The 12,757-nt window shown below is 60.4% G+C and carries 9 protein-coding genes; 5 read left to right on the forward strand and 4 right to left on the reverse strand.

The annotated features are described in order from the left end of the window. Positions 1 to 70: 70 nt before the first annotated feature. Together T424_RS0108085 and T424_RS20465 are read left to right on the forward strand one after the other, a co-directional pair. Positions 71 to 2,395, forward strand: a complete 2,325-nt coding sequence (locus T424_RS0108085) for a cellulose biosynthesis cyclic di-GMP-binding regulatory protein BcsB (RefSeq protein ID WP_051558867.1) — start codon at positions 71 to 73, stop codon at positions 2,393 to 2,395. Continuing rightward, complete coding sequence (locus tag T424_RS20465) at positions 2,392 to 4,590, forward strand: hypothetical protein (protein ID WP_051558854.1); 2,199 nt, start codon at positions 2,392 to 2,394, stop codon at positions 4,588 to 4,590. The genes T424_RS0108085 and T424_RS20465 overlap by 4 nt, the downstream gene beginning before the upstream one ends. Positions 4,591 to 4,593: 3 nt before the next feature. Here T424_RS20465 and T424_RS0108095 read toward each other — a convergent pair whose 3' ends face one another. Next, entirely contained in the window at positions 4,594 to 5,469 is an 876-nt protein-coding gene (locus T424_RS0108095) for a methylenetetrahydrofolate reductase (protein WP_027487289.1), read from the reverse strand. A gap of 330 nt (positions 5,470 to 5,799) precedes the next feature. Here T424_RS0108095 and nspC point away from each other — a divergent pair, with 330 nt between their 5' ends. Continuing rightward, the gene (gene nspC / locus T424_RS0108100; protein WP_037066960.1) at positions 5,800 to 6,894 is read left to right on the forward strand and encodes a carboxynorspermidine decarboxylase; all 1,095 of its coding nucleotides are present in this window, start codon (positions 5,800 to 5,802) and stop codon (positions 6,892 to 6,894) included. Between the two features lie 38 nt (positions 6,895 to 6,932). Then, the gene (locus tag T424_RS0108105; RefSeq protein WP_027487291.1) at positions 6,933 to 8,171 is read left to right on the forward strand and encodes a saccharopine dehydrogenase family protein; all 1,239 of its coding nucleotides are present in this window, start codon (positions 6,933 to 6,935) and stop codon (positions 8,169 to 8,171) included. A 301-nt stretch (positions 8,172 to 8,472) separates the two neighbouring features. Here T424_RS0108105 and T424_RS20470 read toward each other — a convergent pair whose 3' ends face one another. Continuing rightward, positions 8,473 to 8,769 (reverse strand): DUF1127 domain-containing protein, encoded by a 297-nt coding sequence (locus T424_RS20470; protein WP_245269488.1) that lies wholly within the window; start codon positions 8,767 to 8,769, stop codon positions 8,473 to 8,475. Between the two features lie 193 nt (positions 8,770 to 8,962). On the opposite strand from T424_RS20470, the gene T424_RS0108115 reads away from it, so the two are divergent. After that, positions 8,963 to 9,916, forward strand: a complete 954-nt coding sequence (locus tag T424_RS0108115) for a LysR substrate-binding domain-containing protein (RefSeq protein ID WP_027487292.1) — start codon at positions 8,963 to 8,965, stop codon at positions 9,914 to 9,916. On the opposite strand, the gene T424_RS21725 is transcribed toward T424_RS0108115, so the two are convergent. Together T424_RS21725 and T424_RS20480 are read right to left on the reverse strand one after the other, a co-directional pair. Next, entirely contained in the window at positions 9,917 to 10,555 is a 639-nt protein-coding gene (locus tag T424_RS21725; RefSeq protein ID WP_051558855.1) for a TetR/AcrR family transcriptional regulator, read from the reverse strand. It abuts the gene before it with no gap. Between the two features lie 624 nt (positions 10,556 to 11,179). Then, complete coding sequence (locus T424_RS20480) at positions 11,180 to 12,631, reverse strand: methyl-accepting chemotaxis protein (RefSeq protein ID WP_037067045.1); 1,452 nt, start codon at positions 12,629 to 12,631, stop codon at positions 11,180 to 11,182. Positions 12,632 to 12,757: the final 126 nt, after the last annotated feature.

Below are 12,757 nucleotides of genomic sequence, written 5' to 3' on the forward strand. Positions count from 1 at the left end.
TGCCGCCGGTCTTTTTCTGGGCACTGGTCTTTTACTGGGCGCTGGCCTTTTTCCGGGCGTTTGCACCGGCATGGCGAGCGCGCAGGCCGAGGATATGCCCTTCGACATGAGCCCGGAGCGCCAACAACAGAACGTGCAGACGCCGCAATCCCTGCCCCCGCGTGCAGCCCCCCCTGCTTCCCAGGGCGCCAATATGCAGACCGGCACACCGGCAACCGGCCTTGCGCCCGCCCGCAGCGGGTCTGACCCCGCCCGCACGCTCCGCTATGCCATTCCCGAGAGCGACCTGACCCTTGCCGGTGAATATGACCGCCGGTCGTGGAGCATTTACCTCACGCCCGATCAGGCGGGAGCGCCGGCGCATTTCGTGTTGAGCTATCAGAACGCGGTGGTGGTCGCACCGGAAGCATCGACGCTGACGGTCATGGTCAACAACCGCCCGGTGGGCGAAACCGCCATCCGCTCCTCGGCAAATGCAAGCACGCTGCGCTTCGATATTCCCGCAGGTCTTCTGCGGCCCGGCGCAAACAGCCTGACCTTCATTGCCAGCCAGCGCCACCGCACGGATTGCGACCTGCAATCGACTTACGAACTCTGGACACGGCTGTCGTCGAAAGGCACCTATTTCGAGTTTGCCGCAAGCAGCGACAACCGCATCAATGCCGCCGATGTCCTGCGCTCCATCGGCGTGGATGGCGAAGGACACACAACGCTTTCCTTCCTGGTGCCGGGGCTTGGACAGCCGGGAACGACAAGGCCTGTGCTGACACTGGCACAGGGACTTTCGGTTCTGCCAGCCATGCCGAATATCCGGGTGGAATTCTCCCGCGACAGCCTGCCCGCCTCCCGCCCCGGCAATATGGTGATTGCGGTCGGAACGCCGGAGGAGCTGGCGCCGGTCTTTCCCGCCCTGCCCGCCTCCATCCAGAACAGCGCCGGGGCAAGCTATGTCAACGACCCGGCCTCGGGCCGCCCCATACTGGTGCTGAGCGGCCCCTCCTGGTCGGCCATTTCCAGCGCCGCCGATGCGCTGGTCAACACCTATCGCCGCTCCGACAGCAATAGCCGCGACATGCTGGCCACCAGCCGCTGGAGCGAGCCGGATGCCCCCATGCTGAGCGGGCCGCGCCGCTTGCGGCTTTCTGAACTGGGCGTATCGAGCGTCGAGTTTTCCGGCAGCCGTTACAGAACCGGCTTCAACATTGCCGTGCCCGCCGATTTCTATGCAAATGCCTATGGCGAAGCAAAGATCATGATGGACGCCGCCTATACGGCGGCAGTCGGTCCCGGCAGCCATATCGACGTTTATGTCAACGACCGGATCGCCACCACCGTGCCGATTACCGCGGCGGGCGGCGGGCTGCTCAACCATTTCCCCGTGCGGGTGACGCTGCGCCATCTCAAGCCGGGCCTCAACCGCATCACGCTGGAGGCCAACCTGCTGAACCGGGCCGATGCGGTCTGCGCGCCCGGCAATGCCGCCAAGGCGCCGGCCCGTTTTGCCCTTTTCGACACATCCGAATTCGTGATGCCGGAATTTGCCCGTATCGGTCGCTCTCCCAATCTGGCAGCCCTTGCCGGCACGGGCTGGCCCTATTCGGAAGCGCCGGAACCGATCGCCCTTTACCTCGACCGCGCCGATGCCCAGACGCTGGGCGCTGCCGGAACCTTTCTTGCGCGTCTGGCCATTGCGGCCGGCGAACCGCTGCGCTTCGAAATTGCCAGCACACCGCAGGCTGTCGGCGAACGCGATGCCATTTTCATCGGCTCGATTGGCCAGATGCCGGGCCGGGTTCTGGCCCAGGTCGGCGTTTCGGCCGAAAGCACCAGCAACTGGAAAAGCAGCAGTGCGCTCAGCCGTGGCGGCGCGGAGGGCGTGCGCCTCGACGACTGGCGCTCGAAGATCACCGACAATCTGATCCGCGCCAAGCTGCGCGCCATCGAAGCCTGGATGCAGCGCAATTTCGACATTTCCTCCACCACTTTCCACCTGCTGCCGGGCAGTCAGCGGGACTTCACACCGGGCACGCTGGATACCTTCCTCATTGCCCAGGGCCCAAGCCCGGAAGGAAGCCACCACTGGACCATGGTGTCTGCCCCCGATGCCGCCGATCTCGACAATGGTATGCAGGCGGTTGCGGGCTTGTCCGACTGGGACCGGCTGAATGGCGCCATCATGACCTATTCCAGCCGCAGCGGCGCCATCGAGACCCGTCCGGGCGTGAGCGAAAAGCTTGAGACGCCAACCGACGTGTCGCTCGGCAATATGCGGTTGATCGCCGCCAACTGGCTTTCATCCAACATCCTGTTCTACGCATTCGCGCTGGTGCTGCTGGCCATGCTCTGCGGAGCCCTCATGGCCTTCCTGCTCCGGCGGCTGGGGAGATCGACATGACGGCCAGCGCTTCGGTTCGGCTTCGCCACCCAATGATAAACGCCAGGACACGCGGCTTCCTCACCGCATCCCTGCTTGCGGCCCTTTCCCTCACCATCGCCATGCCGGGGACATTGCAGGCGCAGGAACTGGAGCCTGGCGCTGCCGGTTCCGCAGAGGATCTTCACGAGGGCGGCTTCAGGTTGCTGGCCGAGGCCGATCTGTCTCTGCCCCAGACCGTGGCGCAGGCAGCTCCCCCTTCGCCCGCGCAAATTTCGCCCGTGCCTCAGGCAGCGGCGGCCACTGAGGATGTGGATGAAAGCGCCCTGCGCTATTTCGCCGCCCGTGGCGATACCGCCCGCCTCGAGGCGGAAATCAGCCGCCTCAAGGCGCTTTATCCCAACTGGCGCCCTCCTGCCGACCCGCTGACGGTTCCTGCCAATCCCGACAGGCAGATGGAAACCCTGTGGCGGCTTTATTCCGAAGGCCGTTACGGCGATGTGCGCAAGGCCATCAATGACCGGCTGGCCGCCGAACAGGGCTGGACGCCACCGGAGGATATGCTGGAACGGCTGGCGGCGGCCGAAACACGCCTTGCGATCATCGATGCCTCCGACAAGGGCCGTTTCGAGGAGGTCATTGCCAAGGCAGCCGCCACGCCCAGCCTTCTCAATTGCAGTGACGTGGATGTGCTCTGGCGGCTTGCGGAGGCCTTTGGCCGCACGGGGCGAACGCAACGCAGCCTGGATGCCTATGGCTATATCCTGAAAACCTGTCAGGCCGCACCTGAGCGGATTGCAACCGTGCAAAAGGCATCCGCGCTGCTGCCCTATCCGGCCATGATGCAATTGCTGGCTCTGGAGAAGCCGGCAGCGAGCGGTGCGCGCGAATTCGACGGCATTCGCGACGATCTCGCGCGCCATTTCGCCGCCGAGGCCAACAAGGATCAGGCCCTGACGCTCGATCCCCTCTGGCTGGAGCGCCTGCGCGTTTCCGCCGAAGGCGGCAATTCGAATGATGCCACCCTGCTTGGGTGGTATGCATTCCGCCGCAGCCAATATGCCGATGCCGAGCGCTGGTTCCGGCTGGCCAATGACCGCAAGCCGCAAGCCGATCCTGCCCAGGGTCTGGCGCTGACGCTGATCGAGCGTAAAGCCTTCGACCAGGCGGAGGACGCCCTTTACCGTTTTCGCGACGCAAACGAAGACAGCCGCAAGACCTATTTCGCCGCCACCGCCAATCTTTTGGCGCAGGACCCGCCCGCCCTTCTTTCGCCAGAGGTATTGACGCGCATCTCGCGGGCGGTGATGGCCGGACGCGACGCCGCCTCCGCGCAACAATTCGGCTGGTATGCCCGCGCCCTCAATCAGGGGGAAGCGGCACGCCGCTGGTTTCAGACCGCGCTCTCATGGAAGGCCGATGACGAGCCCTCCGCCTATGGTCTGGCGCTGACGCTGGACCAGCAGAAAAATGCAGCCGCCCTTGCCGCATTGAAAGGCCAATGGGCCGACCGTTCGCCGCGCATTGCCGAGGTTGGCCTTGCAAGTGCAACGACCGCGCCGGAACAGCCTGCCAAGCCTGCGCGTATGCCTGCCGCCCAAACGCCCGCCAGTCAAAGACCTGCCTCCAGCGCGACGGCTTCGCCTGGCGATGCCGCGTTTTCAAAGCCCGCCGCAAGCCCCGCAGCCGCCTCCGGTTCCGGCGCCTGCGCGGCTCAGGGCGCAGGCTTTCCCGCTCTCTCCCTTTCGGCGGGTTGGTGCCTCATGCGGCTCAACCGGCCGCTTGAGGCGGCCTCGGCCTTCGAGCAGGCTTTGCAAAGCCGCCAGTCTCAGGAGCGTTCCGATGCCGCCTACGGCCTGAGCCTTGCCTATTTGCGGCTCGGCCTGACAGGAAAGGCAGCCGTGGCGGCCACCCGCGCCCCGCTTGCCCCTGCGAGAGCCATGGAATTGCAGGCCTCTATCCTCTCCGACAGGGCCATCGCCGCTTATAATGCCAAGCTTTACAAGAACGCCCTGTTGTTGCTCGATCAGCGTGCCGCCATCGCGCCTGAGCGCACCGACCTGATGGTGTTGCGCGGCTACAGCTATCTCAGCCTGAAGATGTATGGGGACGCCATGCGGATTTTCGAAGCCGCCGCCGCCACCGGCAACACGGATGCCCGCCGCGGCCTGAACGATGCCCGTCAGGCCATGAACGAGTGGGCGGGCATACGCTAGGCTCTAAGTCCTGCGGCGCAGCCATTGCGCGGCGGGCTCTATGCCGCCGAGCGGAAAGACGTGAAGCGCGGTAAGCAGGCTGTGCGGATTTGCGCGCTTGTAGTCCAGCAGGGCATCCGCCAGTTCTCCCGGTTCGAATGGGGTCAGCAGGCGGCGCACATCCAGGGCGCGCTTCTGCAATACTTTCAGCGATGGACCCACACCGCAGGCAATGGCGTATTTGATGAGGGTTTTCAGCTTGGTGGGGCCGGCAAGGCCCACATGCACCGGCAGCGTGACGCCAAGAGCCGCGATGCGCTCGCTCCATTCGATGAAACATTGCGGTTCGAAGGCAAATTGCGTGACGATGGCCATGTCCACGCCATGGCGGGCGGCATAATCCTGCTTCCACAGCAGGGCCCGGTCGGCTTCCAGGCTGGAACCATCCGGGTCGATGTCGCGATTGCCTTCCGGATGACCGGCCACATGCAACCGGGTGAAGCCATGCCGTTCGAAAAGCCCGGTTTCCAGCATGTCGCGAACGCTGGTGAAGGTGCCCGCCGGGCTTCTTGCACCGCCGCCCAGAAGCAGCGCCTCGGCAATGCCCGCCGCCCGGTAGCGGGCAAGCAGGCCATCCAGTTCGGCGGCATCCGCCAGCGATCGGGCCGGAACATGCGGCATCACCGCAAAGCCTTCCAGCCTCAACCTGCGGGCCGTGGCAACCATGTCATCCAGCGATGTACCATCCACATGCGCCACGTAAATGCGGGTATTTTCGGTCAGGAGAAGGCGAAAATCGCCAATGGCGGCCGCCGTGCGCGGCATGACCTCCAGCGAGCGGCAGGGCAGGCTTGCGGCTAGATGACCAGCAATGTCAGGATTGGAAACCGGATTATCCATATCGCGTCCATCGCCTTTCGCGTTCACACCGAACGGAAGGGCTGCTCTTTTGTGATGCTTCCCTACGAGCTTTCGGGAAAACGGCGGTCACTCTTTCAGAACAATTCCTTAAAGCCAAAGCCCCTCGCCATGCAATGTCGCGCAATGGCGGATGACGATTTTTCCCGCCTGCGGCAAGCCTGTCATGAGACTGAAGCAATTGACGGGGAAAACATCAGGGCAGCTCGGGTAATCGTGCCGGACGTTTGCATTTTGATCGTGTCGGCTTGCGTTCCTCCTTTAAATTCCCTAGGACCGCCGCGACGAATTGGAAAAGAGGTGGGCGTGGCGATGCAGACTCCGTATTACCTGATCGACAAGACGAAACTTCTTCGCAACATGGAGAAAATTGCGCTGTTGCGCGAGCAATCCGGCGCCAGGGCCTTGCTGGCGCTCAAGTGCTTCGCCACCTGGGGCGTGTTCGATTTCATGCGCGATTATATGGACGGCACCACCTCGTCGTCCCTTTACGAGGTACGCCTCGGGCGTCAGCGTTTCGGCAAGGAAACCCATGCCTACAGCGTGGCCTATGGCGACCACGAAATCGACGAGGTGATCTCCTATTCCGACAAGATCATCTTCAACTCCATCAGCCAGCTCGAACGCTTTGCCGACAAGGCTTCGGGCATCGTGCGCGGGCTTCGTCTCAATCCTCAGGTCTCCTCCTCGTCCTTCGATCTTGCCGATCCGGCCCGTCCCTTTTCGCGGCTTGGCGAATGGGACATGGCCAAGGTGGAAAAGGTGATGGACCGCATCAGCGGTTTCATGATCCACAACAATTGCGAAAACAAGGATTTCGCCCTGTTCGACCGGATGCTCTCGGATATCGAGCAGAAATTCGGGCCGCTTCTCAAACGCGCCGAATGGGTAAGCCTCGGCGGCGGCATCCATTTCACCGGCGAGGATTATCCGCTGCAACAATTTGCCGAGCGATTGAAGCGCTTTTCCGGCGATTATGGCGTAGAGGTCTATCTGGAGCCCGGTGAAGCATCGATCACCAAATCCACCACGCTGGAAGTTTCGGTGCTGGATACGCTCTACAATGGCAAGAACCTCGCCATCGTAGACAGCTCCATCGAGGCGCACATGCTGGACCTGCTGATCTACCGCGAGAATGCCAAGATCGAGCCCAATGCAGGCGAACATAGCTACATGATCTGCGGGAAATCCTGTCTGGCCGGCGACATCTTCGGAGAGTTCAAATTCGACAAGCCGCTTGCAATCGGCGACCGGATCTCCGTGCAGGATGCCGCAGGCTATACAATGGTGAAGAAGAACTGGTTCAACGGCGTGAAAATGCCGGCAATCGCCATCCGTGAACTGGATGGCAGCATCAGGACGGTCCGTGACTTCGGTTACACGGATTATGAACAAAGCCTTTCATAAGGCGTCTGACGATTGGACATAAGGAGTTGGTCCCTATCATGCGAAAGAACGTGCTTATCATCGGCGCCGGCGGCGTCGCCCAGGTCGTGGCGCATAAATGCGCCCAGAACAACGACGTGCTGGGCGAGTTGCATATCGCCTCGCGCACCAAGGCAAAATGCGATGCCATCATTGCCAGCGTGCACGAAAAGAAGGCGATGAAGCAGGAGGGCGTGTTCGAGGCGCACGCGCTCGATGCTCTCGACATCGAGGCCACCAAGGCGCTGATCGGCAAGCTGGGAATCCAGATCGTCATCAATGTCGGCACAGCCTTCCTCAACATGTCGGTGCTGCGCGCCTGCATGGATACCGGTGCCGCCTATATCGACACCGCCATCCATGAAGAGCCCAACAAGATCTGCGAAACGCCGCCGTGGTACGGCAATTACGAGTGGAAGCGCGCCGCCGAATGCGAAGAGAAGGGCATTACCGCAATTCTCGGCGCCGGTTTCGATCCGGGCGTGGTCAATGCCTATGCCCGCCTTGCCAAGGACGAATATCTCGACAAGGTCACGGATGTCGATATCGTCGATATCAATGCCGGTAGCCATGGCAAGTATTTCGCCACGAATTTCGACCCGGAAATCAACTTCCGCGAATTCACCGGCGTCGTCTATTCCTGGCAGAATGGCGAGTGGAACGTGAACAAGATGTTCGAGATCGGCAAGGAATACGATCTGCCGGTCGTGGGCAAGCGCAAGGCCTATCTGTGCGGCCATGATGAAGTGCATTCGCTGGCCAAGAACATGGATGGCGCCAATGTCCGCTTCTGGATGGGCTTTGGCGATCATTACATCAACGTCTTCACCGTGCTGAAGTCTATCGGCCTGCTCTCCGAGCAGCCGGTGAAGCTCGCCGACGGTTCGGAAGTCGTGCCGCTCAAGGTGGTCAAGGCCTGCCTGCCCGATCCCGCATCGCTTGCCCCGGAATATACCGGCAAGACCTGCATTGGCGATTACGTCAAGGGCTTCAAGGACGGCAAGGAAAAGACGGTGTTCATCTACAACGTCGCCGACCACAAGGACGCCTATAACGAAGTGGGCAGCCAGGGCATTTCCTACACCGCCGGTGTTCCCCCGGTCGCTGCCGCCATGCTGGTGGCAACGGGCGAATGGGATGTGAAGAAGATGGCCAATGTGGAAGAACTGCCGCCCAGGCCCTTCATCAACCTCCTGAACCGCATCGGCCTGCCGACCCGCATCCAGGACGAAAACGGCGATCGCGCCGTGGAATTCTGACAGGGCCGCAACCGTGCCTGATATGGAAGGCCCGCAGCAATGCGGGCCTTTTTGCTGCCTTATATCAAGGCTTGAGGATACAGCGCCCCTTGTGCGCTTGATAAAACCCGCAGGCCACAGGCCGGATATAAAAAGGCCCGGCAACAGGGTCTGTTACCGGGCAAGCGGCAGGGCTGATTGGCTTGCCCTGCGGGGATAAGGTCCGGCGAGATCGTCCGGAAATATCGAAAATGGAATTCATCGCGCCATCACGTCGCGGTTAAGCTGCGGCAAACGGACTGGCGATGGCGGCGACATAGTTTCAGCCAAGCGAAAGTTCGGCAAGGCCATTTTTGCCATTTCGTGCCTTGACAGCCAGTTTGGAGGATGGGTCCTCGAAGGTTTTCGATGTCAGCAACACCGAATCCAGCTCCTTGCGCGTCAAGCCGATGTCCCGCAACAGGCTATCGTCCAGCTCGGTAAGGCCATTGACGATGCGCCGGTTGTGACGGCTGGCGATAGCGGCCTGCACCTGCATCGCGATTGCGTTTGCCGCGGCCTTTGCCACGGCAAAGGGGGCAAGAGCTGCAAATCTCTGCATTCCGGAGGCGCTGGTCACTTTATATCCTTCCATAGATCAAGGGGCGGTCTCCCGGCGTCGTTCAGCATTTGCGGATAAAAAAGCCGCGACGACACTCTTCCCACGGAGACCATTGGTTGTTGTTTACAATCCAGACTTTTGCAGAATGGCTATTGATCAGTCCAACGAATGTTTCTAATAATTGTCATCAAACATTCTGATAGGCTCTTCCATGTCAGCTCCCCTCGACATCGACCAGTTGCAAACCTTCACGGCCATTGTGGATACCGGCAGCTTCACCAAGGCGGCAGCCAGGGTTTTCAAAACGCAATCTGCCGTTTCCATGCAGATGCGGCGGCTGGAGGAACGGGTCGGCAAGCAGCTTTTCGTCAAGGACGGGCGCGGCAACCGGCTGACGGCCGAGGGCGAAAAGCTGTTGAATTACGCAAGGCGCATCATCCGCCTCAACAGCGAAGCCATTGCAGCCTTCGACGACAACAGGCTGGAGGGCACCTTGAGGATCGGCACGCCCGATGACTATGCCGATCGCTATATGCCGGAAATCATTGGCCGGTTTGCCAAGACCCATCCCAATGTCGAGCTTTACATCGTGTGTGAGCCCTCCATGAGCCTGAGCGAGAAGATGGCGCGTGGCGAGCTGGATATTGCCCTTGTCACCCACAATCCGCAGGCCCGGCAATCGGATGTGGTGCGCACCGAGCCGCTTTGCTGGGTGGGCTCATCCAATCATCCGCTCAAGGAAGAAGCCCCCATACCGCTTGCGGTGGGCAGGCGCGATTGCACCTGGCGACAGCTTGCCTGCTCGGCGCTCGATGCCGACGGGCGCGATTATCAGGTTCTTTTCACCAGCTGGTCTTCCACGGTGGTTGCGGCGGCCGTTCTGGCTGGCATGGCGGTTTCGGTACTGCCCGAATCGGCCCTGCGCACCGGCATGAAAGTCCTGACCCAGAATGACGGCTTTCCGCCCTTGCCGCCCGTACAGATCGGCATCATGAAGAGGCCGGGGCTCTCCCCTTCCCTTCTCAATGCCATTACCGATCATATCACGGCCTGTCTGGACAATATCAACCCGGCAGCCATGGAGGACAATCTCGATAGCGAGCTGAAGTCTTTCAGCCGCCTCTATCCGCGGCTTCGCGCCGGGCAGACGATCCCCGGCTGGTAATCAGGCCGCCGGCACCGCTTGCTGCGGAAACAAAATGTCGCAAACCGTGGTTTTCCACTCTTCCAGCAGCGCCTCTGCCCGATCATGCCCCTCGGCCAGACACCGCAAGACCGAGCCCGTCAGCATGGCAATCAGCAAAAAGCGGCTTTCCCGGCAGCCGTCGCGCGTGGAAATGAAGGGTTCGAGATAGCGAAGCGCAAGCCCCCCCAATTCGTCATGCGCCCGAAACTGCAAGCTGCGCAGTTCCGGGTCCAGAGACATGCCCGCCCATAGCTCGCGATAGATCGGGTGGGTCTGGTGCATGGCCGCCGCGTGATCGATGAAATTCACCACGCGCTGGCGCGCATCCTGCTGATCGCGGATATTCATTAACCCGTTGGTAATATCCTGCTTCAGGGCCAGCAGGCGCTGATCGAGAAGCGCCTTCAGGATGGCAGCCTTTTCCGGGAAGAATTGATAGACCGATCCGACAGGTACGCCCGCATGAGCGGCAACATCTGTCATTTTCATCTGCACCACGCCATGCTCGGCAATCAGGCTTTCCGCCGACCCGAGAATGCTGTGAAAGCGCGTAATACTGCGCTTTTGCTTCGGCTCCTTGCGCGTCTCGATGCGCGACTTGTCTTTCGGGCGATTCATTGCCGTCCTGTTCCCTACATCCAAGGACTCTGTTCCGCCTCATGTGGAACACATCGAACGGCTCTAGGGGAAGGGTGTTCAATTTTGATTAACGCAGGCTGGTAAATTCTAATGAAACGCGGCACTCACATGCGTGTCAATTTCGAACGAAGTGCTTCATAAAAATACATTTTTCTGATTTTCAAAAGCCTTTGCCCGCGCGTTCCCCCATAAATCGGCCGGGGTTATGCACATGCCGTGCAGCGTCCTTGGACCAGTGACCCATTCCTGAACGGCCCCGGCACGGGCCATTCGCATAAAATGCGCCGCCGCCATTGCTTTTGTTTTACGCATTTCCGGACGGAAAACCGTGCCGACACTTTTCCTGAAAATCCTACTGCATAATTCCTTAAATCGGGATCGATTTAAGGTGAAAATTATGCAGCAGATTTAAAGTGTTACAGCGTCCTTCGTGCGTTTGATAAAACGCACGGCGCTGTAAAGGCATTGTTGTTTGGACGATTCGCAGCCGCTGGATCTCCTCTGTTTTCGCGCCTTTTGCCACTTCGCGCAAAAATACCAGGGGTCATTTTCAATGGCCCCTGGCATAAAGCGGTTCATGGTTTTTCCGATCAGGCTATCGCCTCAGGCAGCGCGGCGGCCATATTGGGCGGGCGTTGCCGGGGTTGCACGGCCCGAAAGGGAGAAGCGCCCGACCAGTGCCGCAAGATCGCGCGAACGATTGCGAATATCGGCCACCGCAGCCGTGGATTCCTCCACCATGGCGGCGTTTTGTTGCGTGACCTGATCCATCTGGTTGACCGCGCTGTTGATCTCCCGCAGCCCGTTCGACTGCTCAGCTGCCGAAGCTGCGATCTGGGCAATCAGGCTATCGATTTCCGTAACCTTGCTGACAATGCCGCTCAGCGTCTGGCTGGTCGTTTCCACCAGCGTTACGCCACGCTGTACCTGCTCGGAACTGGTGGCGATCAAACTGCGGATTTCCTTGGCGGCTTCGGCCGAACGCTGCGCCAGCGCCCGCACTTCCGAGGCAACAACCGCAAAGCCCTTGCCCGCATCGCCCGCACGGGCGGCTTCAACACCGGCATTGAGGGCAAGAAGGTTTGTCTGGAAGGCAATTTCATCGATGACCGAGACGATCTGGGAAATCTGGCCAGAGCTTGCGGCAATCTCGCTCATGGCGGCTTCCGCATCGCGCATGATCTGGCCAGAGCGGGTGGCGTCCTGCTTGGCGCTGGAGGCAGCCTGCGTGGCCTGGGTGGCGCCATCGGAGGTGCGGCGCACGGTTGCCGTAATCTGATCCAGAGCCGCCGCCGTTTCTTCCAGCGATGCTGCCTGCTGTTCGGTGCGGCGGGAAAGATCGTGGGTGGAGTTGGAAATCTCCTCCATGCCGTTGCGAATATCGTCCACCGTGGCGGAAATCTTCTGCATGGCCAGATCAAGCGCTTCCGTTGCGCGGTTCATGTCCTGACGCGCCACATCGGATCGCTCCGGCAGGCGGTCGTTCAGCCGGAGCGCCAGATTGCCTTCGGCAAGCGCGTTCAGCGCCTCGCCCAGCACCTTCATGGCCTTGCTGTCGGCTTCGGCGGCGGCAAGCTGCTGACGGTGATGGGCTTCGCGCTCTTCCTCAGCCTTCCGGTTCATGTCCTCGACAATATGGTGAACCCCGATCGCCAGATCGGTCAGGATCGCCTCCATCATCGAACGAATATAATCCTCACGCTTCTTGCCGAAAAAGCGGGTTTCCTCCAGCAATGCGATCATCCATTCGGCAGCATAGACCGAGGTCGCGCCAGCCATGAATTTTACAAGGCCAACCTTGGCGGCGATGTCACGGATAATCTGCGCCTGACCGTCGAAGAAGGCATGATCGTAACTGCCGGTGAAAAGCTTCTGCGCCTTTTCCGCCTCGCGGCGCAGCAAATCGGCAGGAAGACGTGTCATCGACGGATCGATAACCTTGTAAGCGCGCGTCAATACCCGTTCCAGATGCTTTTCGACCCGGCTGTGAACCTCGCGGCCCATTGCCTGCTTTTCCCCGGTCCACGGCTTGATCTGCTGTTCAATGCTGCTCATTTCTATCCCCTTGCCTCGTAGGTAGAAATAGTTTGCAGTGCAAATATTTAAATTACGGTAATATGAACAGAATGAAGCGCATTTTATGAGAACTTTCTTTTTTAAAACGCGCCCCCAGAAATCAAG

Origin of the sequence: Allorhizobium undicola ORS 992 = ATCC 700741 (genome assembly GCF_000621665.1) — a bacterium.
GTDB classification, from domain to species: domain Bacteria; phylum Pseudomonadota; class Alphaproteobacteria; order Rhizobiales; family Rhizobiaceae; genus Allorhizobium; species Allorhizobium undicola.

Excerpts from the sequence above, each read along its gene's own strand:
- T424_RS0108085 (WP_051558867.1), top strand. The coding sequence starts at position 71 with ATGGCGAGCGCGCAGGCCGAGGATATGCCCTTCGACATGAGCCCGGAG.
- T424_RS20465 (WP_051558854.1), top strand. The coding sequence starts at position 2,392 with ATGACGGCCAGCGCTTCGGTTCGGCTTCGCCACCCAATGATAAACGCC.
- T424_RS0108095 (WP_027487289.1), bottom strand. The coding sequence starts at position 5,469 with ATGGATAATCCGGTTTCCAATCCTGACATTGCTGGTCATCTAGCCGCA.
- nspC (WP_037066960.1), top strand. The coding sequence starts at position 5,800 with ATGCAGACTCCGTATTACCTGATCGACAAGACGAAACTTCTTCGCAAC.
- T424_RS0108105 (WP_027487291.1), top strand. The coding sequence starts at position 6,933 with ATGCGAAAGAACGTGCTTATCATCGGCGCCGGCGGCGTCGCCCAGGTC.
- T424_RS0108115 (WP_027487292.1), top strand. The coding sequence starts at position 8,963 with ATGTCAGCTCCCCTCGACATCGACCAGTTGCAAACCTTCACGGCCATT.
- T424_RS21725 (WP_051558855.1), bottom strand. The coding sequence starts at position 10,555 with ATGAATCGCCCGAAAGACAAGTCGCGCATCGAGACGCGCAAGGAGCCG.
- T424_RS20480 (WP_037067045.1), bottom strand. The coding sequence starts at position 12,631 with ATGAGCAGCATTGAACAGCAGATCAAGCCGTGGACCGGGGAAAAGCAG.